This is a genomic window from Micromonospora wenchangensis (genome assembly GCF_002210435.1).
Lineage (GTDB): Bacteria > Actinomycetota > Actinomycetes > Mycobacteriales > Micromonosporaceae > Micromonospora > Micromonospora wenchangensis.
Genome location: NZ_MZMV01000012.1, coordinates 16,185 through 41,549, shown reverse-complemented (window position 1 = coordinate 41,549; position 25,365 = coordinate 16,185). Strand labels below are relative to the sequence as shown.

The 25,365-nt window shown below is 71.4% G+C and carries 30 protein-coding genes; 19 read left to right on the top strand and 11 right to left on the bottom strand.

Annotation, left to right across the window (positions count from 1 at the left end; all coding sequences use genetic code 11):
• Positions 1-128 precede the first annotated feature (128 nt).
• From B5D80_RS09615 to B5D80_RS09605, 3 genes are all read left to right on the top strand, one after another.
• Positions 129-2,510 (top strand): DEAD/DEAH box helicase, encoded by a 2,382-nt coding sequence (locus B5D80_RS09615; protein WP_088643560.1) that lies wholly within the window; start codon positions 129-131, stop codon positions 2,508-2,510.
• A gap of 169 nt (positions 2,511-2,679) precedes the next feature.
• On the top strand, positions 2,680-2,883 hold the full coding sequence (locus tag B5D80_RS09610) for a hypothetical protein (RefSeq protein WP_088643464.1): 204 nt from the start codon (positions 2,680-2,682) through the stop codon (positions 2,881-2,883).
• A gap of 129 nt (positions 2,884-3,012) precedes the next feature.
• Entirely contained in the window at positions 3,013-3,591 is a 579-nt protein-coding gene (locus B5D80_RS09605) for an LURP-one-related family protein (protein WP_088643463.1), read from the top strand.
• 198 nt (positions 3,592-3,789) lie between these two features.
• On the opposite strand, the gene B5D80_RS09600 is transcribed toward B5D80_RS09605, so the two are convergent.
• From B5D80_RS09600 to ssd, 7 genes are read right to left on the bottom strand one after another with little or no spacing between them, the layout of a single operon-like run.
• Positions 3,790-4,164, bottom strand: a complete 375-nt coding sequence (locus B5D80_RS09600; protein WP_088643462.1) for an Rv3654c family TadE-like protein — start codon at positions 4,162-4,164, stop codon at positions 3,790-3,792.
• A gap of 41 nt (positions 4,165-4,205) precedes the next feature.
• A complete protein-coding gene (locus tag B5D80_RS09595) occupies positions 4,206-4,649 on the bottom strand; it encodes a TadE family type IV pilus minor pilin (RefSeq protein ID WP_088643461.1) in 444 nt (147 codons plus the stop codon).
• Positions 4,646-4,813: a DUF4244 domain-containing protein gene (locus B5D80_RS09590; RefSeq protein WP_088643460.1), complete on the bottom strand. Its 168-nt coding sequence runs from the start codon at positions 4,811-4,813 to the stop codon at positions 4,646-4,648. The genes B5D80_RS09595 and B5D80_RS09590 overlap by 4 nt, the downstream gene beginning before the upstream one ends.
• A gap of 25 nt (positions 4,814-4,838) precedes the next feature.
• Positions 4,839-5,564, bottom strand: a complete 726-nt coding sequence (locus tag B5D80_RS09585) for a type II secretion system F family protein (protein WP_088643459.1) — start codon at positions 5,562-5,564, stop codon at positions 4,839-4,841.
• Positions 5,564-6,379 (bottom strand): hypothetical protein, encoded by an 816-nt coding sequence (locus tag B5D80_RS09580; protein WP_245854396.1) that lies wholly within the window; start codon positions 6,377-6,379, stop codon positions 5,564-5,566. The genes B5D80_RS09585 and B5D80_RS09580 overlap by 1 nt, the downstream gene beginning before the upstream one ends.
• Entirely contained in the window at positions 6,376-7,581 is a 1,206-nt protein-coding gene (locus B5D80_RS09575) for a TadA family conjugal transfer-associated ATPase (RefSeq protein WP_088643458.1), read from the bottom strand. The genes B5D80_RS09580 and B5D80_RS09575 overlap by 4 nt, the downstream gene beginning before the upstream one ends.
• Positions 7,578-8,681, bottom strand: a complete 1,104-nt coding sequence (gene ssd, locus B5D80_RS09570; protein WP_088643457.1) for a septum site-determining protein Ssd — start codon at positions 8,679-8,681, stop codon at positions 7,578-7,580. The genes B5D80_RS09575 and ssd overlap by 4 nt, the downstream gene beginning before the upstream one ends.
• Before the next feature lie 432 nt (positions 8,682-9,113).
• Here ssd and B5D80_RS09565 point away from each other — a divergent pair, with 432 nt between their 5' ends.
• Together B5D80_RS09565 and B5D80_RS09560 are read left to right on the top strand one after the other, a co-directional pair.
• Complete coding sequence (locus tag B5D80_RS09565; RefSeq protein ID WP_144081626.1) at positions 9,114-9,962, top strand: VHL beta domain-containing protein; 849 nt, start codon at positions 9,114-9,116, stop codon at positions 9,960-9,962.
• 1,292 nt (positions 9,963-11,254) lie between these two features.
• Positions 11,255-11,953 (top strand): DUF4145 domain-containing protein, encoded by a 699-nt coding sequence (locus tag B5D80_RS09560; RefSeq protein WP_144081625.1) that lies wholly within the window; start codon positions 11,255-11,257, stop codon positions 11,951-11,953.
• Positions 11,954-12,183: 230 nt separating this feature from the next.
• Here B5D80_RS09560 and B5D80_RS09555 read toward each other — a convergent pair whose 3' ends face one another.
• Together B5D80_RS09555 and B5D80_RS09550 are read right to left on the bottom strand one after the other, a co-directional pair.
• Positions 12,184-12,534 carry a hypothetical protein gene (locus B5D80_RS09555; protein ID WP_088643454.1) on the bottom strand — a complete coding sequence of 117 codons (351 nt, stop codon included), beginning with the start codon at positions 12,532-12,534 and terminating at the stop codon, positions 12,184-12,186.
• An 83-nt stretch (positions 12,535-12,617) separates the two neighbouring features.
• Positions 12,618-13,673, bottom strand: a complete 1,056-nt coding sequence (locus B5D80_RS09550) for an IS110 family RNA-guided transposase (protein ID WP_088643453.1) — start codon at positions 13,671-13,673, stop codon at positions 12,618-12,620.
• 833 nt (positions 13,674-14,506) lie between these two features.
• On the opposite strand from B5D80_RS09550, the gene B5D80_RS09545 reads away from it, so the two are divergent.
• Positions 14,507-15,073: an HD domain-containing protein gene (locus tag B5D80_RS09545; protein WP_088643452.1), complete on the top strand. Its 567-nt coding sequence runs from the start codon at positions 14,507-14,509 to the stop codon at positions 15,071-15,073.
• Here the strand turns inward: B5D80_RS09545 and B5D80_RS09540 are convergent.
• Together B5D80_RS09540 and B5D80_RS09535 are read right to left on the bottom strand one after the other, a co-directional pair.
• Entirely contained in the window at positions 15,061-15,531 is a 471-nt protein-coding gene (locus B5D80_RS09540) for an NUDIX domain-containing protein (RefSeq protein WP_088643451.1), read from the bottom strand. The two genes, B5D80_RS09545 and B5D80_RS09540, sit on opposite strands and share 13 nt — an antisense overlap.
• A gap of 4 nt (positions 15,532-15,535) precedes the next feature.
• Positions 15,536-16,294 (bottom strand): XRE family transcriptional regulator, encoded by a 759-nt coding sequence (locus tag B5D80_RS09535; protein WP_088643450.1) that lies wholly within the window; start codon positions 16,292-16,294, stop codon positions 15,536-15,538.
• A gap of 179 nt (positions 16,295-16,473) precedes the next feature.
• Between B5D80_RS09535 and B5D80_RS09530 the strand changes: the two genes are divergently transcribed.
• From B5D80_RS09530 to B5D80_RS09470, 13 genes are all read left to right on the top strand, one after another.
• The gene (locus tag B5D80_RS09530; RefSeq protein ID WP_088643449.1) at positions 16,474-16,794 is read left to right on the top strand and encodes a hypothetical protein; all 321 of its coding nucleotides are present in this window, start codon (positions 16,474-16,476) and stop codon (positions 16,792-16,794) included.
• A gap of 234 nt (positions 16,795-17,028) precedes the next feature.
• On the top strand, positions 17,029-17,457 hold the full coding sequence (locus tag B5D80_RS09525; protein WP_088643448.1) for a DUF3307 domain-containing protein: 429 nt from the start codon (positions 17,029-17,031) through the stop codon (positions 17,455-17,457).
• A gap of 118 nt (positions 17,458-17,575) precedes the next feature.
• Positions 17,576-18,505, top strand: a complete 930-nt coding sequence (locus B5D80_RS09520) for a hypothetical protein (RefSeq protein WP_088643447.1) — start codon at positions 17,576-17,578, stop codon at positions 18,503-18,505.
• An 88-nt stretch (positions 18,506-18,593) separates the two neighbouring features.
• A complete protein-coding gene (locus B5D80_RS09515) occupies positions 18,594-19,460 on the top strand; it encodes an FtsK/SpoIIIE domain-containing protein (RefSeq protein WP_088643446.1) in 867 nt (288 codons plus the stop codon).
• Entirely contained in the window at positions 19,457-19,666 is a 210-nt protein-coding gene (locus B5D80_RS09510) for a hypothetical protein (RefSeq protein WP_088643445.1), read from the top strand. Before B5D80_RS09515 ends, B5D80_RS09510 begins: the two co-directional genes overlap by 4 nt.
• 86 nt (positions 19,667-19,752) lie before the next feature.
• A complete protein-coding gene (locus B5D80_RS09505) occupies positions 19,753-20,193 on the top strand; it encodes a DUF6197 family protein (protein ID WP_088643444.1) in 441 nt (146 codons plus the stop codon).
• Positions 20,190-20,489 carry a hypothetical protein gene (locus tag B5D80_RS09500; RefSeq protein WP_088643443.1) on the top strand — a complete coding sequence of 100 codons (300 nt, stop codon included), beginning with the start codon at positions 20,190-20,192 and terminating at the stop codon, positions 20,487-20,489. Before B5D80_RS09505 ends, B5D80_RS09500 begins: the two co-directional genes overlap by 4 nt.
• The gene (locus B5D80_RS09495) at positions 20,486-20,830 is read left to right on the top strand and encodes an RRQRL motif-containing zinc-binding protein (RefSeq protein ID WP_088643442.1); all 345 of its coding nucleotides are present in this window, start codon (positions 20,486-20,488) and stop codon (positions 20,828-20,830) included. Before B5D80_RS09500 ends, B5D80_RS09495 begins: the two co-directional genes overlap by 4 nt.
• Positions 20,831-20,900: 70 nt before the next feature.
• The gene (locus tag B5D80_RS09490; RefSeq protein WP_088643441.1) at positions 20,901-21,659 is read left to right on the top strand and encodes a hypothetical protein; all 759 of its coding nucleotides are present in this window, start codon (positions 20,901-20,903) and stop codon (positions 21,657-21,659) included.
• Positions 21,656-21,922: a hypothetical protein gene (locus tag B5D80_RS09485; RefSeq protein ID WP_088643440.1), complete on the top strand. Its 267-nt coding sequence runs from the start codon at positions 21,656-21,658 to the stop codon at positions 21,920-21,922. Before B5D80_RS09490 ends, B5D80_RS09485 begins: the two co-directional genes overlap by 4 nt.
• A complete protein-coding gene (locus B5D80_RS09480; RefSeq protein WP_088643439.1) occupies positions 21,922-23,742 on the top strand; it encodes a replication initiator in 1,821 nt (606 codons plus the stop codon). The genes B5D80_RS09485 and B5D80_RS09480 overlap by 1 nt, the downstream gene beginning before the upstream one ends.
• Positions 23,739-24,014, top strand: coding sequence for a helix-turn-helix domain-containing protein (locus B5D80_RS09475; protein ID WP_088643438.1), 276 nt, complete (start codon positions 23,739-23,741; stop codon positions 24,012-24,014). The genes B5D80_RS09480 and B5D80_RS09475 overlap by 4 nt, the downstream gene beginning before the upstream one ends.
• Positions 24,014-25,285 carry a tyrosine-type recombinase/integrase gene (locus tag B5D80_RS09470; protein WP_245854394.1) on the top strand — a complete coding sequence of 424 codons (1,272 nt, stop codon included), beginning with the start codon at positions 24,014-24,016 and terminating at the stop codon, positions 25,283-25,285. Before B5D80_RS09475 ends, B5D80_RS09470 begins: the two co-directional genes overlap by 1 nt.
• Positions 25,286-25,365 lie beyond the last annotated feature (80 nt).

Here is a 25,365-nt window from a genome sequence, read left to right as displayed (position 1 = left end):
AGAGCCGTAAACTCTCCTGGGCATCTAACCATCCCCGCCGGACGGCCCGGCGAGGTCACCGGCGGCGGCTCCTCCATACCCACCGGCCCGGTTGTTCAGCACCGAACACCAGTGCGAGAGTGCAGGACGTGAACCCCGCAGCCACCGCCACCGCAGCTCCCGGCACCGGGCGAGGCCCGGCCGAGCTGCTGCACCGGCTGCGCACCAGGCATCCGGTCGACCCGGTCACCCACGTCGAGCGGGTGCCGGCCCGCGCCGGGCAGCAGGCACCCTGGCCGCAGTGGGCTCCCGCGGAACTACGGGCGGCGTTCGCCCGACGCGGCGTGGCCGCCCCGTGGCGGCACCAGGCCGAGGCCGCCGAACTGGCGTACGCCGGGCGGCACGTGGTCGTGGCCACCGGCACCGCGTCCGGCAAGTCCCTGGCGTACCAGCTACCGATCCTGGCCACGCTGCTGGCCGACCCCCGGGCCACGGTGCTCTACCTGGCCCCCACCAAGGCCCTCGCCGCCGACCAGCTCCGCGCCGTCGCCGGTCTCGACCTCGACGGGGTACGCCCCGCCACCTACGACGGGGACACCCCGCGCACCGAACGGGAGTGGATCCGCCGGCACTCCCGGTTCGTGCTGACCAATCCGGACATGCTGCACCACGGCCTCCTGCCCGGCCACACCCACTGGTCGGGGTTCCTGCGCCGGCTGACGTACGTGGTCGTCGACGAGTGCCACACCTACCGGGGCGTCTTCGGCTCGCACGTGGCGCACGTGCTGCGTCGGCTGCGCCGCCGGTGCGCCCAGTTCGGGCGTACCCCCGTGTTCCTGCTCGCGTCGGCGACGTCGGGCGACCCGGCGGCGACCGCCGGGCGGCTCACCGGCGTGCCCGTCACCGCCGTCACCGAGGACACCTCGCCGCGCGGCGGGGTCACCTTCGCGCTCTGGGAACCGCCGCTGCTGCCGCCGCCCGCCGACGTCGGGGCCGTCGCCGACGACCTGACCCAGGTCCGCAGGTCGGCGCTGCGGGAGACCGCCGACCTGCTCGCCGACACCGTCGCCGAGGGGGTACGCACGCTCGCCTTCGTCCGGTCCCGACGCGGCGCGGAGGTGGTCGCCGCGAACGCCCGCCGGGCGCTGGACGAGGCGGTGCCCGGCCTCGGCGATCGGGTCGCCGCCTACCGGGCCGGCTACCTGCGGGAGGAACGCCGGAAACTGGAACGGGCCCTGCTCCACGGCGACCTGCTCGGGCTGGCCTCCACCAACGCGCTGGAACTCGGCGTCGACCTGGTCGGGCTGGACGCGGTGCTGATCTGCGGCTGGCCGGGGACCCGGGCGTCGCTGTGGCAGCAGGCCGGTCGGGCCGGACGCTCCGGCGACGAGGCGCTCGCCGTGCTGGTGGCCCGGGACGACCCGCTCGACACCTACCTGGTGCACCACCCGGAGGCGCTGTTCGGCCGCCCGGTCGAGGCGACGGTGCTCGACCCGGCCAACCCGTACGTGCTCACCCCGCAGCTCGCCTGCGCCGCCGCCGAGTCCCCGCTCACCCCGGCCGACCTGGAACTGTTCGGCGACGGGGCGAAGGAGGCCGTCGACGAGCTGGTGCAGGCCGGTGACCTGCGGCAGCGGCCCACCGGCTGGTACTGGCGGCACCGGGAACGCCCCGAGATCGACCTGCGCGGCCAGGGCGGGGCGCCGGTCTGCGTGGTGGAGGCGTCCACCGGGCGGCTGCTCGGCACCGTCGACGGCGGGTCGGCACACTTCCTCGTCCACCCGGGGGCGGTCTACCTGCACCAGGGCGTCTCGTACGTGGTCGACGCGTTGGACCTCGACGACGGGTGCGCGCTGGTGCACGCCGAGGAGCCGGACTGGTCCACCCACGCCCGGGACGTCACCTCGCTCTCGGTGGTGTCGGTCCGCTCGTACCGGGACGCCGGGCCGGTCGGGCTCTTCCTCGGCGAGGTCGACGTCACCAGTCAGGTGGTCTCCTACCAGCGTCGCCGGATCGCCTCGGGCGAGGTGATCGACACCCGCCCGCTGGACCTGCCGGCCCGGGAGCTGCGGACCGTCGCGGTCTGGTTCACGCTCTCCCCGCAGTCGCTGGCGGCGGCCGGGGTCGAGCCGGCGGACGTGCCGGGGGCGCTGCACGCCGCCGAGCACGCCGCGATCGGGCTGCTGCCGCTGATGGCCACCTGTGACCGGTGGGACATCGGCGGGCTGTCCACCGCCCTGCACCCGGACACCGGGGCACCGACCGTGTTCGTCTACGATGGGCACCCCGGCGGGGCCGGCTTCGCCGAGCGGGCCTACCGGACGGCGGCGGCCTGGCTGGGCGCCACCCGGGACGCTGTCGTCGAGTGCGGCTGCGAGTCGGGCTGCCCGTCCTGCGTCCAGTCCCCGAAGTGCGGCAACGGCAACAACCCGCTGTCCAAGGCGGGCGCGGTCCGGGTCCTCGACGTGGTCCTGGCCAACCTGTCCGCCGTCGCCGCCGCGCCCGCCCAGCCCGGCCCGGCCGACCGGTAGCGGGGACCAGGCCGGCGGTCACTGGGTGGGGGTGGCCGCCATTGACTCCCGGGATCGTGCTTGAGCGGAACGACATCTGGGCATTGATGCATGGGAGCGCTTCCATCGATAATCGGAAGTGCCGCCTCACCGCCGACCCTGCCGTCCATGCCGACCCGGAGGAGAAGCCGTGGCCGACACCATCGCCGAGACCGTCGACCTGCTCTACACGATCGACCAGGACAATCTCACCCCCGACCAGTTGATCGCGCTGGGTGCCGCCCTGGCGAGCCTGGCCCAGGCGGAACGCCTGGACCAGATCAACGAGCGGCTGCGGGGCATCCACCAGGTGCTCAACACCTGGGCGCTCAAGGCCACCGCCGACGGACGCTGACGGCGGACGCTCTGCTCGTGGGGCGGCCGCCCGGCGACGCCGGGCGCTGACGGGGGTGGCCGACCGGCGACAGCGGGCGCAGGTCGTGGGGTTGTGCGAGACTCCGGCCCACCCTTCGGAGGAGTTCTCATGCAGTTGGACAGTTTGCAGGCACAGCACCAGTTCCACGTCCGGCAGCGGATCCGGATGATGGTCAACCAGTACGAGGTCCGGGCGGTGGCGGCGGACGGCACCGAGGGCGAGTTGCTGGCGTTCGCGCAGCAGAAGCGGCTCGCCTTCAAGGAGCAGGTCACCATCTACTCCGACGATTCCAAGCAGCACCCGCTGCTCGGTTTCAAGGCCCGTCAGCGGCTCGACCTCGGTGCCACGTACGACGTGACCGATCACGCCGGCACACCGATCGGGCTGTTCCGCAAGGACTTCGCCCAGTCGCTGCTCCGCTCGACCTGGCACGTCGAGCAGGCCGGTCTGCCGCCGATGACCGGCCAGGAGCGCAGCATGCCGGTGGCACTGCTCCGCCGGTTCGTCGACTCGCTGTCCTGGCTGCCGTACCACTTCGACTTCACCGCCGGTGGTCAGCCGGTGTTCTCGGTGATCAAGAAGTGGGGGCTGCGGGACCGTTACGTCGTCGAGGTGCCGCACCCGCAGATCGACAGGCGACTCGTGATCGCCATGGCCATCGGCCTGGACGCGCTCCAGGGCCGCTGAGCCACCCACCGCCCGGTTGCGGGTCGGGCCGGTCCCTCCTGCTCCCGGGTTGGCCGGCCCGACCTGCTTCGAGGCGGCCCGCCTGGTTCCGGAGTTGTCCGGCCCGCCGTGTTACGGGGCGGGCCGGCCCGATCCGGCTGGTCTCAGCACCGCTCCGGGGCTTACCGGTCAACCACGGACCGCTCGGCCCCGGACCGGTCAGCCCCGGACCGGGCCGGCGCGGGCGGTAGCGGTGGCGTACCGCCGCAGTCCCGGCAGTGGGGTGACCGCCACCTCGACCGTCACCACCACGTCGAGCCCGTCCGCCCGGCAGGCGACCAGCCGGGCGGCATTGGCGCGGACGAAATCGTCGGCTGTCGCACAGGCCGCCCCGGCACCGTCCCGCGCCGCACCGGCCCCCGCCAGGGCACCGAAGTCGGCGGCGACCCGGGCCTGGTGCCGCGCCAGCCGGGCCGCGCCGATCGCCGCCCCGAACAGCCCGACCAGCACGAAGACCAGGCCGATGGCGAGCACCAGCACGGTGGCCCCACCCCGGTCGCCGCCACCGGGCCACTTCCCCTCGGGACCCGTCATCCCGGATCGGTGAGTAGCGCGCGGGGGCCGGCGGGCGCGGCTCACGGGCCGGTTCCCGGCTCGCCCACCCCGGGTCCACCCGGAGCGGCCGCATCCTGTTGCGGTGGGTCCGGTTCCGGCGTGCCGGGCTGCGGTGCGCCGGGTTCGACGGCGGCGACCGTGCCGGCCTCGACGGTGAGTCGGGGCAGCCGGGCACCGAGCGCACGGACGGGGGCGCGGACCGTCGCGGTGACCCGACCCTCGTGCACCGCGATCGACACGTCCGCCGCCTCGGGTGCGATCCGGGTGCCCGCGTCGGTCCCGTCCTCGCCCCGGGAGGCGGCGAGCGCCGCCTCCCGGGCCGCGTCCAGGCAGGCCGCCTTCGTGGTGACCGCGTCCACGGCGGTGATTCCGGCGAACAGGAGCAGGAGCAGCGCCGGCAGGCCGGTCGCCAGTTCGGCGGTGAACGAGCCCCGGTCCCGACCGGCCGGCCGGCGCGGTCTCACTTCAACGCCCGGTCGATGACGGCCGTCAGCGCCGCCTGCACGTTGCCCGAGGTGAGCACCTTGAGCAGGATGCCCGCGAAGGCGACGGCGGCGAGGGTGCCCACGGCGTACTCGGCGGTGTTCATCCCCGCGTCCCCGCGCAGGCGGGTGAGGAGTTTGCGCATCGCTCGTTCCCTTCTCGATGTTGGGTCACAGCACGTCGCCGAGGACGGCGACGATCACCGGCACCAGGCCGGCGAGAATGAAGGCCGGCAGGAAGCACAGGCCCAGCGGCAACACGATCAGCACGCCGGCCCGCCGGGCGGACGCCTCCGCCGCCGTCGAGCGGTCGGCCCGCAGGTCGTCGGCGACGCGACCGAGGGCACCGGCCAACGCCGCCCCGCTGCGCGACGAGCGCAGTGCGGCAGCCACCATCCGGTCAGCTCCGGGCACCGGTGCCAGGTGGGCCCACGCCTCCGACGGGTCGCCGCCGAGCAGCAGCGTCCGCCCGATCCGAGCGAGTCGGACGGCCAGTGGACCGTCCAAGGCGTCGGCCACCGCGAGCACCGACCGGTCCACCGGTGCGCCGGCCCGCATCGCCGCGGCCAGCAGGTCAGCGGCGAGCGGCAGGTCGGCGGCCTCCCGTGCCCGACGCTCCCGCACGGCGGGCGGGGTGATCCGTCGCAGCAACCGGTCCGCCACCGGGGCGGTCAACGCGCCGCCCAGCACCCCGGGCCAACCGCCCACCAGCAGCAGGACCGCCACACCCGCCAGGACGGCTCCGAGTCGTGTCCGGTCCGGCCACCAGCCCGGCCGGCTCCGGTCGGCACGCCGGCCGGTCAGGCCGTTCCACCGCCGGCCGGCGCGGTTGCCGCGCACCGCGACCAGCAGCGCGGCCAGGACCAGGCAACCGGCCGACAGGTGCGTCGGGGACATCACCCGCCTCCGGTGGGGACGGTGCCCAGTCGCTCGGCCCAGAGCAACCCGCCGGCCTGGAGGCCCATCGCGGCGAGGGCACACCCGGCCCCGACCGGGGTGTGCAGCAGCACCGCCAGCGGATCGACGCCGATGCCGTAGCCGAGGGCGATGCCGCCGAGCGGGAGCGCGGCCAGCAGCAGCGCGGTGGCGTTGGCCCCTGCCGCCTGGGCGGCGGCACCGGCCAGTCCCCGGTCGAACGCCCGCCCGTCGGCCTCGACGCGTTCCAGGAGTTCGGCCAGAGGCGCTCCGGTCCGGTCGGCGAGCCGGACCGCCGACCGGGTCAACCGGGCGAGCCGGTTCGTCCCGGCCGGGTCGTCGCCCGGTCGCGCCGCCCCGGGTTCCTGGTTCGGCGCGACGTCGCCGGGGACGGGCAGGCCGGCCCGCAGGTCGGCGGCCAGTGCCCCGAGCCGGTCCAGGTCGCGGCGACGGTCCCGGCCGACCTGCCCCGCCAGCCGCCGCCGGTGCACGGCACGCGCCCCGAGCATCCCGTAGCCGGCCAGGAGGACGGCGGCGACCGGCCCGGCGGCGAGGCCACCCGTACCGGCACCGACGAGACCGGCCAGCAGCAGGATCCGCCTCGGCGGGCCGGACACCAGCCGGTGCAGCAGCCGTCGACCGGACGCCGACAGGTGGGGGTCGACAGGCTCTGCCCCGGGCTGTCGCGGTGCGGGGAACAGGCTGTGGCGTCGGCGTCGACTGCTGCGTACCGGCCAGGCGACCACCAGGGCCGCACCGGTCAGAAGTGCGGCGACCAGCACCAGCGGCGACGTCATGGCCGTCCCGTCGTACCGGGCCGGGGGGCCCGCAGCAGGGGCGGCACCGGCACTCCCCGGTCGCGGAGCAGGTTCGCGAGACCGGGCCCGGCCGGGCCGACGCCCTGGCCGCGTACCCAGGCGGGCACCACCGTCACCAGCCGGTCGGGGCCCCCGGCCAGCAGCAGGCAGATCGACTCCAGCAGCCGGCCGTCGGGGCCCCGACGCACCTGGACCAACACCTGGAGTGCGGCGATGACCTGCGCGTGCAGCGCCGCCCGGGGCAGTCCGCCGAGCAGCCCGAGCGCCTCCAGTCGGGCCGGCACGTCGGCCGGGGTGTTGGCGTGCAGGGTTCCCGCCCCACCGTCGTGGCCGGTGTTGAGCGCGGCCAACAGATCGACGACCTCAGCACCCCGGCACTCGCCGACGACCAGCCGGTCGGGACGCATCCGCAACGCCTGCCGGACCAACTCGCTCAACCCGATCACGCCCGCGCCCTCCACGTTGGCCGTGCGGGCCTGGAGACCGACCACGTGCGGGTGCACCGGGTGCAGTTCGGCGGCGTCCTCGACCAGCACGATGCGTTCCGTCGTCGGCACCAGGCCGAGCATCGTGTTGAGCAGGGTGGTCTTGCCCGAGCCGGTGCCGCCGGTGACCAGGTAGGCCAGTCGGGCGGCCACCACCCCGGCGAGCACCGGGGCGACCGGCTGCGGCACGGTGCCCTGCTGGACCAGTTCGTCGAGGGTGAACGGCCGGTGCCGGAAGGTGCGCAGCGACAGGTAGGGCCCGTCGGTCGCCACCGGAGGCAGCACGGCGTGCAACCGGGTGCCGTCGGGCAGCCGGGCGTCCGCGCAGGGCGAGCCGTCGTCGAGCCGACGACCGGCGGCGGCGGTGAGCCGTTGGGCCAGCCGCCGTACGTCGTCGACCGTGCCGAGCGGCACCGCCACCTGGTGCAGCCCGGCACCCCGGTCGACCCAGACCCGGAGCCCGTTCACGAGTACGTCGGTGACCTCCGGGTCGGCGAGCAACGGGGCGAGTGGCCCGGCACCCACCAGATCGTCGTGCACCCGGTCGGCGATCCGCAGCACGGCGGTGTCACCGAGGACGGCGGCGGACGGTTCGGCGCGTACGGCGGAAACGATCGCCGCCGGGGTGACCGGCGTCGTCGTGTCGGCCATCCGCTGCCGGACCCGGGCGGCGAACTCCTCGGGTCGCCCGGTCACGCCGCACCCGGCACGGGCAGCCCGGTCAGTTCGGTGACCAGTTGACGGCAGAGCGCGGCGAGCGGTCCGCGGCCGGCGGCGGCCGGTGCCTCGCCGCGTTCCAACCCCCGGCACAGGGCCGGTTCGGGGCGCAGCGTGCCGGCGAGCGGCAGCCCGAGGGCACGCGCCACCTCGGCCGCCCGCAGCCGGCCGGGGGCGGGACCCCGGACGATCACCCCCAGGGCGGCGCAGTGCGGGGCCGTCGCCGCGACCACCCGGGCCGCCGCGGCGGTCGCCCGCAGCTCGGCCGGCACCACCACGTACGCCTGGTCGGCGGCCTGGAGGGCGAGCACGGCCGCGTCGTCGAGCTGGCGCGGCAGGTCGACGACGACGAAGTCCCGGCCCCGGCGGGCGGCGTCGAGGGTGGCGGCCATCGCCGGAGCGGGCAGGGCCAGCGGCTCGCCCCGGTCCCAGGAGAGAACGACCAGGTCGCCCCGGTGCGGCAGGGCACGGACCAGGGCGGGCGGGTCGACCCTCCCGTCGGCGTCGGTGAGCGAGGGCCAGCGCAGCCCGTCCAGGTCCTCCCAGCCGAGCACCAGATCGAGCCCACCGCCGAGCGGGTCCGCGTCGACCAGCAGGGTCCGCAGCCGGGCGCGGGCGGCGGTGACGGCCAGGCCACCCGCGAGGACGCTCGCCCCGGCCCCTCCCCGACCGCCGAGCACGGCGACCGTCCGGGCCGGGGCCGCCGGTTCGCCGCCGGGCGCGCACTCGGTGAACCGGTCGACCAGCCACGGTTCGGCGGCGGGCAGGGTGGCGACATGCTCGGCGCCGATCAACTCGGCGATCTCCCAGCCGGGGTCGAATTCCCCCGACCGTCCGACCAGCACCGTCCGGGGCCGTCGGGGCAACCGGGCCCGCAGGCAGGCCTGGGCCTGGTCGCTGCCGACGAGGACCAGGGGCGCGGGGAGCCAGCGGGACCGGGCGGCGGCGGGATCGGCGGCCACCTCCACCTCGGTGCCGCCCGCCGCGGCGAGCCGCAGCAACTCGTCGAGGAGGTCACCGTCGGAGGTGACCAGCAGCGGCAGTCGTCGGTACGGCGGAAGGGAGGTACGGGGTGGCATCACGGCCTCCAGCGCTCGGGGTTGCTGGGACAGACCCTGCGCCGTTCTCTCCGGTCCGCGCCGCCCGCGTCACCTCACCTGTGGACAACGGGAGAGGCTGTGGACAACCTCCGCCACCGCCGGTGATCTGTTATGCCGCCTCGGTGGCGGGACTGCGGGCCGGGCTGGCCGTCGGGGTCTCCCGGGTCGGCCTTTCAGTGCCTCCGTCGACCCGGCAGGAGGGGGATGACCTGCACCGGAGGTAGGTCCAGCGCGCCGCCCGGAGGGCCGGGACGACCGAACGACGCCGGCGGCGGCGGTGCCGTCCCGACGAGGAACGCGAAAAAATGTCCCGTTCACCCCGCCCGAGTGATTGACGGCATACCGCCTCGTACGCCGATAATCGTGACCGCCACCGCGAAGGTGGCATCCGCCGCTCTCGGAAACGGGGCCATGGCCGACTCATCCGACGAAACACCCCCCACCCTGCGCATCGGTGGCTGGCTGCCGGCACCCCGGTACCGCCAGACGCTGCCGCCGTACCTCGTTCCCCCGGCCGGTCGGCATCTGATCGACGTTCCGACGTCCGGGTCACCGGGCGACCCGTTGCCGTCCCCCGTGCACGCCGTCGAAGCCGCCGGTATCGGACGGACCCTGCTGTTGGCCGGAGTGGCGTTCGGACTGGTCACCAGCCTCGTCCTGGCGTTGTCGCCGTTGTGGTCCGGGCCGAAGCGGGACGATGCCGCCCTCCCGACGACACCCTCGTGGATCGCCGACGGCCCGGACCTCGCGGCCGTGGAGAGCCCCACCCCGGTCGCCGACTACTCGCGCGCACCCGCCTCGTTGGCCACCCGCGCCGCGACCCCGGCCGCGCCGCCACCGGCACCGCCCCGCCAGCCGCAGAAACCCGCCACGGGTACGACGTCCCGCCCCGCCCCCACCACCACGCCGCCCCGGCCGGCCCCGACGACCACCGCGCCCCGCCCGACGCCGAAGCCACCGACGAACCCGCCCGGACCGGCCGAGTTGACCCCGCTGCCGGGCTGGCAGGAACACTCGCTGCGGTCCAGTTCGAACGGTCCCTCGACGTACGTCGAGTTCGTCAACGCCCGTGGCTCCCGGGTCGTCGTCTACTGGCTCGACTATCACGGGCAGCGCCGGCAGTACAAGGCGCTCGACGCGGGCCGGTCCTACCGCCAGCAGACGTACGTGGGGCACCCGTGGGTGGTCACCGACCGGCACGGCCGGGCCCTGGCCTGCTTCCTGCCCGCCCGCACGACGATGCGGGCGGTGGTGCGGTAGCCCGGTCATCCGGTTCCGCATCTCCTGCGGACAGCCGCTGAGCAGGATCTCTTCAAAGGACGGACTGTCAGCCACCCGACAGACAAATCGCGGGTCTTGTGCTAGACCGCCGCACGCGGGATGCTTGACCGGTCGATCGGCACAGCGCCGCCACAGCACAGCGGCGCCCGGCTGCAACCGGACGCCGCATTCGACTCGACCGCGTGCAACGGAAGGAGTCGGCTTGACTGTAACCCGTCGGGGCCGGGACTTTGAAGGGCCGCACAGGGGGGACGACGAGGGCCACGACCGCGTCGACTCAACGCACCCGCCGGAGCCCGGCCCGGCAGCCGCTGTCGTCGTTCCCGAATTCGCCACCGCGACAGGAGCGACGATTCGCTAGCGAAGCGGCCCCGCGCCCCGTTCCCGAACAGGGGGCGGGGCTGTTTCCTCCCGAGCGGTCAATCACCGGAGCGCTCCCGGGGAAAGGGACGACCCCCGTCGGGGGGATGCGGTCTCAAGCTGTCGTCCGGGGCCAGATGTTGGCAGCCCGCGTCGGCGAGCAGGTGCAGGATCCCGGTGGTTCGCAATGAGGGTCGGTCCCTGCCGACGCTCGCGCTGCCTTCTCGCTGCCTCGCTGCCTGACGCCTCGCTTACAAGCTCTGTGCGTCGCGTCCACACGTGTTCGCAACGGCTGCACGCTCGGAGACTCGTCCCTGCCAGTGCTCGTCGGTGTGCCGCCGTCCGGCGGCGTTGCTGGCGACCGTCCACCGCCGATGAGGTAGCCGGGTGCCGTTCTGGAGAGACAGCCGACCTATACTCGTTAGGTCGGCCTCGTCCTGTCTGGTCTGGGTCTGGCGGCCTGTTCGAATCGGGCCTAACGTTCGTAGTCGTTGGTCTTCTGACCTTCGTCGCTCCCCTGCTGAAGCACCTGCTAGACGGCCGCAGAAGCCCTACTCGTTCAGCGGGACGAGCGAAGAAGAGGAGGTTGACCATGGGTGAAGCAGCTCGCAAGATCGCCTCTGGCGTCTTGGCCACCGTCTACGCCATCGGCTGCAACGCGACAGGATCGGCGTTCCTGGCCTGGACCAGACAGGATGAGCAGCAGTACGAGACGGGTGGGCAACCTCATCAGTTCACCAACTACAGGTAAGAAGGTGCCGGCCGGCCTGGTCATCGGGCCGACCACGCCTTGTTATCTGGACAAACGTCGTCACCAGTGGTCGTCGTTGGTCACAAACATTTAGCCTGCGACGGCCTGACAACGGCCTAGCCCCACACAATGTGCGCGCTCAACGTCATAGGAGCCAACCGTGCCCCCAGACACCCCTGCCGACAACGCCTCCGGTGATGTGGCACCAGATCCCAGTCCTTATGAAGATCGCTTCGTTTGCCCCCAGCCAACGTGTGGCGTCTTCGCACACCAGCAGACCGCCGACGTGGCTATCGATGCTGTTGTCAACGTCTACCCGGTCTTGAAGGCAACAGTCTGCCAGCGCTGCTCAACCCCTGCCGTCTGGGTAATGCCTGAGCATGGCGCAAGCTGGATGCTGGTCTTCCCCCAGTTCGTGCTTGGGCTGCCACCGCATACCGACATGCCGTCGAACGTGGCGGCGATTTACGAAGAAGCGAGGGCGGTGGCTCAGCGCTCGCCTCGTAGCGCCGCTGGCCTTCTGCGGCTCGCCCTGCAAATCCTCATCGATGAACTAGAGCCAGGGGCCGGCACCCTAGACGCAAAGATCGGGAAGCTTGTCGGCTCGGGGTTAGATCCACGCGTCCACAGGGCAATGGACATCGTGCGAGTCGTGGGCAACAACGCCGTGCATCCGGGGCAGATTAGCTTAGAAGATGATCCGAACCTGGTTCCGTCCCTGTTTAAACTGATCAACATGGTTGTGGAAGAAATGATCTCTCGGCCAAAGCACCTTGATCAGCTCTTTCAACTCCTGCCCGAACAGGCACGGAAAGGCATCGACCGGCGCAACACACGAGCGGCCGGGGCATCGCAGTAACCACATACGGGCCTTCGCGATCACGGATACTCCCATGAAGTTAAGTCTCCGCCGTCGTCTTGGCGGAGACTTAACTTCTGCGCCCCAAAGGAACGATCAGCCGTCGAGAAGCTGGGCGAGTAACCAGGTTGAGCTGCCGGAGGAGTCCGCGAACGTCCACCGCCGTCCGGCATCGCCCACCCCGGTCGTCACTCAGTTGGTCACCCTCTCGGCCGGCCAGAGTTAGCCGCTCAAGCTTCGCTGACGAGTTCTCGGATGCGTTGCAGGATCTCGCGGGGGTTGTCCTCTGCGAGGTTGCGGAGCGTCTTGTCTCCCGCCTCTGACGGGTCGAGGATGGCGCTCACCACGGAAGCGATGGAACTGCCGAGCCGATAGATGCGAGCCTCATGCCACTGACTGGTGGGCAGCTCAGAAGGGATGTGGCCCAAGCCATGGGAGGCCAGGTCATCACTGATCGCGGCGCAGATTCCAGTCGACAGCCGCCCGGCTCCGCGAATGTCTCGCAGCTCCGCCATGTTCGTCACGTACAGGCCGCCCGCGTCTTCGACGGCGTCCCTAAGCTCCTCGTAAGTGCTCGTCATAGGCACTATCTTATGTCTTGGGAAATATCTGAGTCAAGATATTTCTTCCTACCTAACCTGTCATCCCGATGCTCCTATGGAGGTCAAGTGGTCAGGGCGGCGAAGTCTGCGCGGAGGGCGGTGTAGACGTCGCGGACGATGTAGCGCTTGAGGCAGCGTAGGATCTCTTGCTTGCTGAGGCCTTCGGTGATGCGTCGTTGCTGGTAGGCGCGGGTGCGTTCGTCGTAGCGCAGGCGGCAGAGGGCGATGGTGTGTAGGGCGTGGTTGGCGTGGCGGTCGCCTCCTCGGTGGAGGCGGTGGCGGCGCACCCGTCCGGAGCTGGCGGGGATGGGTGCTGCTCCGCAGAGGTGGGCGAGTGCGGCCTCGGAGTGGAGCCGGTCGGGGTTGTCGCCGGCAGTGGTCAGGAGTTGGGCGGCGACGTCGGTGCCGACGCCGAATAGGGCGCTGGTGCGAGGTGCAGTCCGGCGGACCAGCGGTGCCAGTTGCCGGTCGAGAACATGGATCTCCTCGGTCAGAGCGAGCGCCCGGCGAGCGAGCCCGACCAGCGCCGCAGCGGTGGCCTGTTCCGGGTCGTGGAGTCGTTTCAGGTCGGCGGTGAGGGTGGCGCATCGGTTGACCAGAACAGCGGCGCTGAGCTTGGTGAGCTTGGCCCGGAGGGTTTCCGGGGCAGCGGTGACCAGGCCCCGCATCTGGTTGATCGCGGCGGTTCGGGCCTTGACCGCGCCCTGGCGGGCGACCCGTAGGGCGCGGATGGCCTCGACTGGACCGGTGCGGGTCTTCGGGATGCCCATGGCGGTGCCGGCGAGGGTGGCCCTGGCTGCGGCGATGGCGTCGATGGGGTCGGACTTGCCCTTGGCTCGGCGGGTCCTGCGGTCCGGGCGGTCGACCTCGACGACGGGTACCTTGTGGCTGCCCAGGTGGCGGGCGAGGCCAGCGCCGTAGCTACCAGTGCCCTCGACCCCGACCGCCACCAGGCGACCGAAGGACCGCATCCAGGCCAGCAGGTCTGCGTAGCCGTCGCTGGTCGCGGGGAACTCGGCATCCGCCAGGAGACCGCCGGTGCTGTCAATGATCGCCGCATGGTGGGCATCCCGGTGGGTGTCGACACCACCGATGACCGATCGCTTCTTCGCTGCCATGCTGGTGAGGTCCGCCTTTCTCGGTCGTGTCGAGAACACGTGGACACGTCACCGGTCAGGCGATCGGACAACACAGTGGTGGGCGCCTCTCGCACAGGCTCCTATCAAGTCACGCCGCCTGACCGGTGACATGCAGTGGGCGGGGCCACCGGACCGGCCGACGAATCGGGATCAGGACAGCAAGCGTCGGTCTGCCGGTGAGTCAGACCAACCCGGCGACCCACCCCACCATCCTCACTGTCTGCCGTCGACCCGCCCTCCGGGGAGCGGGCGGCCGCCCGGCCCGCCACGTCAAGACGGCCTTGACGCCCGTACGGACGCTGGCGGGTCGGGCGGTGGTCTGCTCGGCTCGCCCGGGTCGACGGCAGGCGGGATGGCTCCCACCGCCACCACCCACCGACCGCAAGCCGCCGACGGACCCCCGGCCATCCTGGAGCCGGAGCGCCCCCGCCGGAGGCGCAGTAACCGCCACCCCTTCACCACCTGGCAGCCGCCGACGGACCCGGCGTCCGCTCTCCTACGCCGCGCGGTGCTCGCCGCGCGGCCCGGCCGGCTGCCGGCCCACCACCCCACCGGACAACGACCTGTCGTCATGCGGCGGCCCACCGGGCTACCCGCCCTCCGCGCCAGCCGCCGGGCGTGTTGCGTGGCCGGAGTCGGAGCGCCAGCGAAGCGACGGACGCGCGCCCAGGCGGCGGCGCGTGCGGCCCGCTCAGGGCCGCCTTGAAGACGTACAGAAACTTTGAACCACATCGCCGGCAGCCGGCCGCCCCGGCCGTCGGTGACTGGACACGGGATGGTGCGGGGACCGGGTCGCTCCGTACCCTGGCGGGATGGCCGACCTCGTCGATACCGCTCGGGAAGTTGCGCGACGCCTGTTGGAGACGCCGTTGCCTCGTCGGTGGAGTCACGTCCAGGCGGTGGCCGCCAAGGCGGACCGGATCAGTGCGGCGGTCCCGGTCGAAGATCGCGCGGTGCTCGTAGCGTCGGCGTGGCTGCATGATGTGGGCTACAGCCCCGACCTGGTCAACACCGGCTTTCACTCCCTCGACGGTGGGCGATGGTTGCGGCGTGAGCGGTTCAACGAGCGGATTGCCGCACTGGTGGCTCATCACTCCTGCGCGTGGCTGGAAGCGGAGGAACGTGGGCTCGGTGAGGTCCTGGCCGCCGAGTTCGCTCGGGAGGAAACCGCAGTGACCGACGGGCTCTGCTTCTCGGACATGACGACCGGGCCGGACGGCCAGGACTTCGAGGTGTTGGAGCGGCTGGCGGAGATCAGGTCACGGTATGGGCCGGAGCACCTGGTGACCCGGTTCATCGGTCGGGCGGAACCGGAGATGGTCGCCGCCGTGCAAAGGACTCAGCGCCGGCTTGCGGGCAGCGTCGCTCAGCCGATGTAGGGCTCGGGGCGTTCCTCGTAGCCGTGGGTGATGCGGAGCAGGGTCGACGGGTGGATGTCGAGCGCGGCCAACTCGTCACGGGCAACCCACCGGACTTCGTGTGACTCGTCGCTCGGGGTCGGGGTGCCGCTGACCGGTACGGCGCGGAAGCAGAGCGAGAACTGCTGTCGTACCTCGCCGTCTGAGTACTCGATGACGTGACCGGGGTCGGAGTAGACGCCTACCATCCCGGCCACCTCGACGCTGATGCCGGTTTCCTCGCGGGTTTCCCTGACCGCCGTCTCGGCGACCGTTTCGCCGATCTCCTGGCCACCACCGGGCAGGGACCACAGACCGTTGTCGGTGCGCCGGATGAGCAGCACCCGGGCCTGCTCGTCCCGGACGAAAACGGAGACGGCGACGACGATGCTGTTGGCCTTCGGTGCGTTCGGGTCGTGGTAGTGCTCGGTTCTCGCCATGTCTCTAGGCTGCCACCTCGTCGCCGGGTCGGCGCTTCGAGGCCAACACGACTCGATCGAAGCTGTCGGAGTAGGTGCGGAACAGATCGCCGCCGTTGAGCTTGCGTAGGTGCATGACCGGCGCGTGTGGTGCCGGGAAACCGAGAACGTGCATGTTGACCAGCATTTCGTCGTCGAAGCGGTAGATCGAGTTGTAGAGGGTCGTGTCGTGGTAGAGCACGTTCACCCCGGGCGCATCGTCAAGCCGCTTGTAGTACCCCTGGACCTGGCGGATCTTCGCGGCCATCACGCCGGGCGCACCCTCCTCGACGCTCCTTCGTTCGATCGCGGCGCTGGTCGGATCACCGAGCAGGATGTTCACCGTTACGCCGTCAAGGCCCTTTTGACGCAGGACGTCGACAAGCATCGGGTCCTGCTCCACGAGGAATAGGCCGGCATAGGCCAGTACGTCGATGCGCTGCTCGGCCCGTTCGATCAGTCGTCGCCACAGGTCGTTCGGCACCGAGGAACGCCGGGAGTAGAGCTGGACCATTTCGCTCTGCCCGATTTTCGATGCCCTTTCCGGGGTCACTGCCTCCGGCCAGAGATAGGGGACGTCTTCGCGCACCATCGCCGCGATGGCGTGCCGATGACGCGGGTACGGCGTCCGATTCTGGGTGATCCAGCGTTCCACGGTCTTCGCGTCGACCCCGATCCGCTCCGCCACGGCGACGGGAGTCAGGCCGTTGCGCAGGATGGCATCGCGTAGCCGGTCGTTCGGCATCGGACACTCCTCAAGGGACGACTTTAGGACGACTACAAAGTAGCCGAGACGTCCCATAGTCGTCCAGCCCATCGGATGGGTTGTCCCCCGCTTTCCGGGAGTCTTTACCGCAGAGGCCAAGAGCAGAAAGTCCACCGGGGACAAGCTCACTACCTGGCCCGAGACACAGGAGGTTTGTTGTGAAGCTGTACGTGGACACCCAGAGCAAGCAGGTTCAGGTGACGAGGGACCCGGAGCCGAAGAACGACCAGAACGGCAACCAGCGGTCGGAGAAGAACACTGGCCGGCTCATGTGGTCCACCCAGGTCTTCGTGCTCGACGAGACCGGTGGCGAGATCATCACCATCACCACGGCGGGAGAGAAGCCGGGCGTGACGGTGGGACAGCTCGTCGCTGTCGAGCAGTTGGAGGCCATTCCGTGGGCGACCAACGGGCGTAACGGCGTCGCGTTCCGTGCCATCTCGCTGAAGCCGAAGGCTGGTGCCTCGGCGGCCAAGTGAGGTTCTTCGCTCACCGTGCTGTGTGAGCCTCTGGTGTCTTCGCACGAAGCGGCCTGACGGTCCGCTGATCTGATCCGCCCAAGGTTCCGGGAGCGTTTCTGGCTCCTACTCTCCCGGCCCTCGGCAACCTGCGGTTGCCCTCTCGATATGGCGCGGGGTCGGTACTGGCTCCTACACCTGCCGACCCCGCCTGCCATCCAACCCGTCTGCCCATTGTCGTTGGGAGTGGTTGTCATGCTCGTTTCCGCCATCGTGTTCGCCGTTGTTGCGGCGACCTTCTACGCCGGTCACCAGGTGGCCGATCACGTCTTCGGTCAGTCCGACAAGCAGGCCGCCCACAAGGCCGCTCCCGGCTGGGACGGCTGGCGTCACCTGCTGGGCCACATCGTGGCCTATCACCTCGTGGTGGTGGTCATGTTGACCATCGCCATCGTCGCGCTCGACCTGCCCGTCACGGGTGTCGGGCTCGCTGCCGGTGTCGGCTTCTCCGCCGTCTCCCACGCCATCCTCGACCGGCGTTGGCCGGTGCGGTGGCTGCTCATCCACACCGGAAGCGCCGACTTCGCCGACCGTCAAGCCCCGATCTGTGGCATGTACCTGGCGGACCAGTCCCTACACGCGGCCTGCCTGTGGGTGTCCGCGCTGCTCATCGCCTGCATCTGAGCCCATCGGCTGCTGCGGCGGCCTGAGTGATTTCGAGCGCGGGGCCGGTACTGGCTCCTACACCTGCCGACCCCGTGCTCTCCAACCCATCCAGCCCAATCGCTTGGGAGGACGTGTCATGTCCAAGTCTAGCCCTCGCCGCTCGTTCGGGCGGAAGTCAACCGGAACCGTGACGGTCATCGAGGCCAAGGTTCACCGGTCGTCGGCCCGGAACGCCCGTATGGCGTTCATCCTCACTGCGGTCATCATCGGCGTACTCGCTGCCGTGGTGGCCGCTGCCTACGTACACCCGATCATCGCGCTGTTCATCGGCGCGGCCGTCAGCGTCCCGTGTGGCGCGCTGGCCTGGCTCCTGGTCCGCATCTGGCCGGTACTGCGGCTGCTCTGGTGGTGGACCCCGGAAATCGTCCTGGCCGTGCTACTGCTCACCGGCTGGGTGCAGCTCGCCACCCACACTCCGACCCCGGTCACCCTGGCCGTCGTCGCCGTCGTCCTCGGCGTCCCGGCTGCTGTTCCTGCTCTGCGCCGTCAGGTCGTCGCCTGGGTGTGGTGCCTGATCGTGCGCCACCGGCTGCGGGTGTGCTTCGCGCAGTTCATCATCGCCAACCAGTCGGGTTCCCTCCCGCTGATCCTCTGGGCCACGCCGACCCCGGTCGGTGAGCGGGTCTGGGTCTACCTGCGGCCCGGCCTGTCCCTGGCGGACCTGGAAGGCCGCCTCGACAAGATCGCCGTGACCTGCCACGCCTCATCCGTCCTGGTCGAACGGGCCTCGGATGGCAACGCCGCGTACCTGCGGTTCGACATCAAACGCCGCGAGGTGCTCACCGCGACCGTCACGTCTCCCCTGGCCGACGTCATCGACCCGGACGCCCCGGCCACCGACCGGCCGACGCCGGTCATCCCCACCGCCCTGGACCTGCCCGACGTCCAGGCCCCCACCATCACCCTGCCCGTCCAGCCCAAGAAGCAGGCCGCCACGTCGGCCAACGGCAGCAAGCCGGCCCCCGCGCCGTCGTCGGACGCCGACGACCTCTCCGACTGGCTCTGATCCCACCCCTTCCCGACCCGGACGCGGGGAGCCCTACGGGCTCCTTCGTGTGGCTTCCCGCGCCCACCAACGCCCAAGGAGGGCACCCATGGCTACGGCATCCGCCCCGACCGCCGGCATTCCGGTGGGGCCTGGCCTGTCGATGTTCGACCCGATCTTCATCGGCATCGACGAGTTCGGCCAGCACGTCTACATCACCCTGGCCTACCGAAACCTCCTCGCCGGGGGTGAACCCGGTGGAGGCAAGTCCGGCCTCCTCAACACCATCGCCGCTCACGCCGCGCTCTCCGTCGACTCCCGCCTTGTACTGCTGGACGGCAAGCTCGTCGAGCTGGGTCAGTGGGAGGACTGCGCCGACGCGTTCATCGGCCCCGACATCACCGCCGCCCTCGACGTTCTACGACGCCTGCAAACGGTGATGAACAACCGCTACGCCTGGCTACGCGCCCACGGGCGTCGCAAGGTCACCGCCCTCGACGGACTCTCCGTCATCACGGTGCTGGTCGACGAGATCGCCTTCTACTCCGCCACCATCGGCAGCAAGCAGGAGCAGGAAGAGTTCGTCGCCCTGCTCCGCGACCTGGTCGCCCGGGGACGTGCCGCCGGCATCCCCGTCATCGCCGCGACCCAGCGGCCGTCCTTCGACATCATCCCCACCAGCCTGCGGGACCTGTTCGGCTACCGCGCCGCGTTCCGCTGCACCACCCCCAACAGCTCGAACATCGTCCTCGGTCACGGCTGGGCCGAGCAGGGCTACACCGCCACCGACATCGCCCCCACCAACCAGGGCGCGGCCTACCTCATCGCCGAAGGCGGCACCCCTCGCCGCATCAAGGTGGCCTACCTCGATGACGCCCAGATCGCCGGCATCGCCGACTACGCCACCTGGACCCGTCGCCCCACCCGCTTATCCGCACCCACCGGAGCCCGAGTCGACTGGGAGACCGCCGCATGAGCCTGCTACAGCGCATCCACGCCCGTCGCGCCCCGCGACCGACCACCCGATACGTCAACCGCTTCGTCGTCGGCACGCCCGCCGAACTCGCCACGCTCCTGAAGCTGGCCGCCGATCACGGGATTCTCGCCTTCGCCTCCGCGCCCGTGCCGCTGCCCGACGACCCCACCCGATTCCGCCGCTACCTGCGGCTCCGCACCAACTGAACGGCCGACGGAACCGGCTCAAGCCCTGGAAAGCAGACCGGTTCCGCCGACCTCCCACCAAGCCCTTCTGAAAGGACGTGGCTGCCGTGAAGGCTACCCAGAACCCACCCACCACCGGAACGGTCACCCCTGCTGACCTGCTCCGGATGGCTGCCCTCTACCTGCGCCGGCACGGCTGGCACCAGGGCACCTACTACGCCCCCACCACCGACATCCCCACCCCGCCGGCCTGCGCCGCCGGGGCTATCCGCATCGCCTGCGCCGGTCGCCCGGTCGAGCAGTTCGCCCAGCTCGACGGCGACACCATCGCCGACTACGTGACCGCTCTCGACGTGCTGGTCGACCACCTCGACGCCACCGCGCCCGTGTTCTTCGTCGACGAGGACGGCTACCTCCTCGACGAACACACCTCCCCCTACTCCTGGAACGACGACCCGACCCGCACCGCCGAGCAGGTCGTCACCGCCCTTGAGGCCGCCGCCACCGAGTGGGACCGCCTCCACACCGCCGGAGGTGAGAACCGGTGAGCACCGTCAAGGCGTCCTTGACGCCATCCGTTCCCCGGCAGAAGCGTCGGGAGGTCGTCGAGAACGACCAGTTCGCCGCCTTCACCCGGCGCATCATCCGCGCCCACGGCCGACGCGTCGCCACCGGCGACGTCGAAGCACTCCGTGACCTCGTCGCCCTCTCCGCCGACCTCGACCGGGCCATCGGTGACGCCGTCATCGGCCTGCGGGCCTTCGGCTACTCCTGGGCCGAGATCGGCTCCCGCCTCGGCATCTCCCGCCAGGCCGCCCAACAGCGTTGGGCAGACCGCTCATGACCGTCTTCTACGACCCGACCGGCAGCCGCTACGGCATGCCCACCTATCCGTACCGGATGGCCCCCGACGGCCTTGCTACCCGGCGGCAACTGCGCGCCGCCGGCCTCCGGCCCGCCGGGCAGGAACCCGCCTGCCAGGTCCTCTGGCGTCGCGGTAAGCGCGTCGCCTACCTCTACCGCCTCGACCTCGCCAAGCCGAAGCGGACCGCCTCGCCCGCCCAACGGGAAGCCATCACCAAGGCGCTCCGCGCCCGCCGCACCTGTCAGACGTGCGGCCTGGTGCAGCCCTACTACATCCCACGCCGCTACGGCTGCTGCCTCGACTGCCACGGAGGCCACTAATGGGCGTCCTGATCACTTTCGCCGTCATCCTGCTCATCGGCATCGCCATGGCCTACATGGGCGGTGTCCGATGAACCGTCAACCCGCCGGCCCCCGCATCGAGGGCGTCGTCCTGGTCCTCATCCTCATCACCGTCGCCGGCTTCGCCGGAGCGGCCTCGTTCACCCATGTCAAGGACTGGACCCTTGCCAACTCCCCCACCGGCACCGGCGAATGGTTCGGCTGGGCCAACGCCGTCATCTCCGAACTCGTCCCCATCGCCTGCCTACTGACCATCCGCCGACGCCGCCGGCTCGGCGCTTCCATCGGCTACCCGCTGTTCCTGCTCATCGCCGCCGCTGGCCTTTCCCTCGCCGCACAACTCGCGGTCGCCAAACCCGGCCTGTCCGGGTGGCTCCTGTCCGCCGTACCCGCCCTGGCCTTCATGGCCCTGGTGAAACTCGTCCTCGCCCCCGTCAAGAGCGACAACCCCACCCCGCCGGCCGCCGAGCCTGCCGAACCCATCCACGTCCAAGTGACCGAGCAGGTCACCACCGAACCGGCACCGCCGGCCGCCATCACCACCGACCCGGCACCCATCACGGTCGCCCGGCCCACCGAGCCGGAACCCGTCGCCGCTGCGCCTGTCGCGCCGCAACCCGCCACCATGCTGGCCCCGGAGCCGGTCGACGTCCCGACCCACCTGCTGCCCATGGCCCGCTTCGCCGCCGTTCAGCACGAGCAGAACACCGGAGCACCCATCACCCCGGGCGAGCTGGCCGACCGGCTCGACGTCACTCCGGCCGTCGCCGGGCAGCTCCTCATCACCCTGACCGGTGGTGCCCAATGACCATCGTCATCGTCGACATCGAACACGCCACCCACACCTGCCCCGTCTACCCCGACGGGCACCCGTACGACATCCGGCGCACCGTCGTCGACGTCATCCCCGGCGGACCCTGCCGGGCACCGGTCACCGTCCGCTGCGGCGAACAGACCACCCGCATCCCCTGCCACCGGCACGAACCGACCAAGCGCCAATGCGGCGCCTGCCGGGTCATCGTCACGGAACGCACCATCACCACCCGCACCCCCAACGGGACTGCGGCCTGATGGGCTCGACGCTGGACCTCACCCCCCGCGCTTCGGCCCGGGGGGTGGGCTCGAACGCCGACGTCCCACCCATCTACGACTACACCGCCGCCGGGGCCGCCTTCGAACGCGCCACCCGACCGGACTACTTCGGCTGGATCGAGCACGTCCGCGCCGCCGCCGGCTGCACCCGCCCCATCCGCCTCGCCGGCCAACTCCTCACCGTCGACCCCACCACCGGCCGGGTTCTCGATCAGCGGCACACCGACGCCATGCCCGACGCGGTCATCTACACCGCCTGCGGCAACCGACGCGCCACCGTCTGCCCCTCCTGCGCCCACACCTACCAACGCGACGCCTACCAACTCCTACGCGCCGGCCTCGTCGGCGGCAAGGGCGTACCGGACACCGTCAACCAACACCCGGCGGTGTTCCCCACCTTCACCGCACCGTCGTTCGGACCGGTCCACGTCCGGGCGGTCCGCAAGCACACCTGCCGGAACCGTAAGCGCTGCGACTGCCGTCCCGACCCCTGCCACGCCCGCCGTGCCACCGACCCGGCCGCCGGCCGCTGCCCCCACGGCCGCCCCGCCGTCTGCTGGGCCAGGCACGAACCCGGAGACGCCACACTCGGTCAACCGCTGTGCCTGGACTGCTACGACCACGATCACCAGGTCGTCTGGAACCTCTTCTCGGGCGAGCTGTGGCACCGCACCAAGCAGGCCGCGGAACGACACCTCGCCAAACTCGCCCGCCACCGCGGCATTCCCCGCGTCCAGGTCGTCACCGCCGCCGGCAACACCCGCACCGTCCCACCGGTCCGGCTGTCCCATGGCAAGGCCGCCGAGTTCCAGGCACGCGGCGCGGTCCACTTCCACGCCCTCGTCCGCCTCGACGGCGTCGACCCCGACGACCCGGCCGCCGTCGTCCCACCACCGGCCGCGTTCACCACCGCCGACCTCGTCGACGCGCTCCGCCACGCCGCCGCGCAGGTCGCGTTCGCCACCCCCACCCACCCCGACCGGCCCGACGGCTGGCCGATCGCCTGGGGCGAGCAGCTCGACATCCGACCCATCACGCTGAACGGCCACGGCGAGGTCACCGACAGCATGGTTGCCGGCTACCTTGCCAAGTACGCCACCAAGAGCACCGAGGTAACCGGGCACCGCTCCGTCAGGCTCACCGCCGACACCATCGGCGACCACGCCGACCCCGACGGCGACCACACCGCCCGCCTCGTCGACGCCTGCTGGCGCATCGGCCAACCCACCGGCACCCCCGTGCCCCTCTGGCAACGGCCCCGCGACCACCGGCCCCGGCCCGGCTTCGTCGATCGCTGGGAGTGCCCCGACTGCGGCACCCACACCCGGTACGCCGCCTGCCCCGTCTGCGTCGCCGACCGTCAAGCCGCCCTTGACACCAAACCGGCCAACAGACCGACGACCAACCCCTACGCCCGGCTGCGCCGCTGGGCGCACATGCTCGGCTTCGGCGGCCACTTCCTCACTAAAGCCCGCCGGTACTCCGTCACCTTCCAACTGCTGCGCGACACCCGCCGCCAACACCGGCAGCACGAGGGCCAGGACCACGCGCACCCGACCGGCGGCCAGCTCGTCGACGAGCACGACGACACCACCCTGATCGTCGGCACCCTCACCTTCGCCGGCGTCGGCTGGCACACCACCGGTGACGCCCTCCTCGCCAACACCGCCGCCGCCATGGCTCGCGAGCGACAAGCCACCGGCCGCGAAGAACTCGCCCACGAACTCAGCACCACCCCGGCCGGCATCACGCCGGCTGCCGTCCAATCCGAACAGACCTGGGGAGGTCATCCGTCATGAGCACCACCGCCCGCCCGAGTCCCGTCGTCCGGCTCGTCCCGCGTACCGGGGTCACCGTCGTCGGGCCGGTCACCTACACCGTCCGGGAGGTCGCCAAGCTGCTGGGCATCTCGCTGGGCAGTACGTACGCCCTCGTTCGGGACGGCACGATCCCGGCGACCCGCCTGGGTGGTCGCTGGCTGATTCCCCGCGCCCGCTTCCACACCTGGCTCGACGGCGTCACCGAGGAACCGGCCGCCGCCACCGGCACCGAGCACGGGCGGAGGCGCTGATGGGCTTCGTCCGCAAGACTCCGGCCGGCACCTACCGCGCCTGTTGGCGCGACCCTGCCGGCGGGCAGAAGTCCAAGAGCTTCCGCACCAAGCGGGAGGCCAACGTCTACCTCACCGAGGTCGAGGGAAGCCTCAACCGGGGGACCTACGTCAACCCGCACGCCGGCCGTACCCGCTTCGGTGACTTCGCTCAGCAGTGGCTCGCCACCCGGACCGTCGAGGCGCGCACCACCGAGCGGACCGTGTCCATGCTCCGCACGCACGTCCTGCCAAAGTGGGGTGACTGGCCACTCGGCAAAGTCGACTTCATGTCGGTGCAGGAGTGGGTGAGCGGCCTCGGTCGGGATCTCGCCCCCACCACCGTGGCCAAGTGCTACCAACTCCTCTCGATGATCCTTCGGACGGCGGTTCAGGCACGGCTGATCGCCACCAACCCGGCCGAGGGCGTGAAGCTGCCACGCGACCGGTCCCGCGACGTCAAGCCGGTCACGATCAGCCGGGAAGACTTTCTCGGTCGGCTACTGCCCGCCGTGCCACCCCGCCACCGGGCGATCGTCTCCACCGCCGCCGGGGCCGGGCTGCGCTGGGGTGAGTGCGCCGGGCTGACGTGGTCGTCGGTCGACCTCGACCGGGCATCGCTGCGCGTGGTCCAGGTGGCCGAGGAGACCCACGGCGGGATCGTGCTGCGTCCGTACCCGAAGAGTCGCGCCGGGGTCCGGACCGTACCGCTACCCGGCTTCCTGCTGTCCGCGCTCCGCGAGCTGCGGGCCGCCACCGACGACCCGGACCCGCGCACGTTGGTCTTCCGTGACCGGGTGGGACGGCCACTGCGGCGGTCGAACTTCCGGCGTCGGGTCTGGCTGCCGTCGCTGGTCCGCGCCGGCCTGCTCGGCCAGGTCGTCGCCACGGGCCCGCACCGGTACCGCGCGGTCTGGACCGATCAGGAAGGCGTCGAGTGGTCGGCCGAGTTCACCACCGAGCGGGAAGCCGTCGCCTGTGTGGCGGCCAGGTCCGCCGGCGGGATGCGCTTCCACGACCTGCGGCACGCCTACGCCACCTGGCTGGTCACCGACGGTGTCCCGATCAATCTGGTGCAGCGGGTCATGGGGCACGAACAGGCGTCGACGACGCTCAACCGGTACACCCACACCCCGGGCGACTATGCAGCGCGCGTCCTGGAGGCGTTCGACGGCTCCGCTGCCTTTTTGCTGCCTCCGGCCGAGGAAACGCCATCGGCACACCGCCTCGACAAGGAAGATGACGACCTGTGAACTGGCCGGGAGCGCTTCCATGGGAAAGGGACGACCCCCGTCGGGGGGAGACGGGGGTCGTCGAATGGTTCGGCTCCGGG

What these genes read in the sequence shown, in the direction of transcription:
- B5D80_RS09600 (WP_088643462.1), bottom strand. Translation starts at nt 4,164, where the DNA reads ATGACGGGTCCCGAGGGGAAGTGGCCCGGTGGCGGCGACCGGGGTGGG.
- B5D80_RS09480 (WP_088643439.1), top strand. Translation starts at nt 21,922, where the DNA reads ATGGGCTCGACGCTGGACCTCACCCCCCGCGCTTCGGCCCGGGGGGTG.
- B5D80_RS09470 (WP_245854394.1), top strand. Translation starts at nt 24,014, where the DNA reads ATGGGCTTCGTCCGCAAGACTCCGGCCGGCACCTACCGCGCCTGTTGG.
- B5D80_RS09605 (WP_088643463.1), top strand. Translation starts at nt 3,013, where the DNA reads ATGCAGTTGGACAGTTTGCAGGCACAGCACCAGTTCCACGTCCGGCAG.
- ssd (WP_088643457.1), bottom strand. Translation starts at nt 8,681, where the DNA reads ATGCCACCCCGTACCTCCCTTCCGCCGTACCGACGACTGCCGCTGCTG.
- B5D80_RS09525 (WP_088643448.1), top strand. Translation starts at nt 17,029, where the DNA reads ATGCTCGTTTCCGCCATCGTGTTCGCCGTTGTTGCGGCGACCTTCTAC.
- B5D80_RS09515 (WP_088643446.1), top strand. Translation starts at nt 18,594, where the DNA reads ATGGCTACGGCATCCGCCCCGACCGCCGGCATTCCGGTGGGGCCTGGC.
- B5D80_RS09590 (WP_088643460.1), bottom strand. Translation starts at nt 4,813, where the DNA reads ATGCGCAAACTCCTCACCCGCCTGCGCGGGGACGCGGGGATGAACACC.
- B5D80_RS09545 (WP_088643452.1), top strand. Translation starts at nt 14,507, where the DNA reads ATGGCCGACCTCGTCGATACCGCTCGGGAAGTTGCGCGACGCCTGTTG.
- B5D80_RS09550 (WP_088643453.1), bottom strand. Translation starts at nt 13,673, where the DNA reads ATGGCAGCGAAGAAGCGATCGGTCATCGGTGGTGTCGACACCCACCGG.
- B5D80_RS09475 (WP_088643438.1), top strand. Translation starts at nt 23,739, where the DNA reads ATGAGCACCACCGCCCGCCCGAGTCCCGTCGTCCGGCTCGTCCCGCGT.
- B5D80_RS09585 (WP_088643459.1), bottom strand. Translation starts at nt 5,564, where the DNA reads ATGTCCCCGACGCACCTGTCGGCCGGTTGCCTGGTCCTGGCCGCGCTG.
- B5D80_RS09520 (WP_088643447.1), top strand. Translation starts at nt 17,576, where the DNA reads ATGTCCAAGTCTAGCCCTCGCCGCTCGTTCGGGCGGAAGTCAACCGGA.
- B5D80_RS09540 (WP_088643451.1), bottom strand. Translation starts at nt 15,531, where the DNA reads ATGGCGAGAACCGAGCACTACCACGACCCGAACGCACCGAAGGCCAAC.
- B5D80_RS09510 (WP_088643445.1), top strand. Translation starts at nt 19,457, where the DNA reads ATGAGCCTGCTACAGCGCATCCACGCCCGTCGCGCCCCGCGACCGACC.
- B5D80_RS09580 (WP_245854396.1), bottom strand. Translation starts at nt 6,379, where the DNA reads ATGACGTCGCCGCTGGTGCTGGTCGCCGCACTTCTGACCGGTGCGGCC.
- B5D80_RS09490 (WP_088643441.1), top strand. Translation starts at nt 20,901, where the DNA reads ATGAACCGTCAACCCGCCGGCCCCCGCATCGAGGGCGTCGTCCTGGTC.
- B5D80_RS09485 (WP_088643440.1), top strand. Translation starts at nt 21,656, where the DNA reads ATGACCATCGTCATCGTCGACATCGAACACGCCACCCACACCTGCCCC.
- B5D80_RS09495 (WP_088643442.1), top strand. Translation starts at nt 20,486, where the DNA reads ATGACCGTCTTCTACGACCCGACCGGCAGCCGCTACGGCATGCCCACC.
- B5D80_RS09565 (WP_144081626.1), top strand. Translation starts at nt 9,114, where the DNA reads ATGGCCGACTCATCCGACGAAACACCCCCCACCCTGCGCATCGGTGGC.
- B5D80_RS09555 (WP_088643454.1), bottom strand. Translation starts at nt 12,534, where the DNA reads ATGACGAGCACTTACGAGGAGCTTAGGGACGCCGTCGAAGACGCGGGC.
- B5D80_RS09535 (WP_088643450.1), bottom strand. Translation starts at nt 16,294, where the DNA reads ATGCCGAACGACCGGCTACGCGATGCCATCCTGCGCAACGGCCTGACT.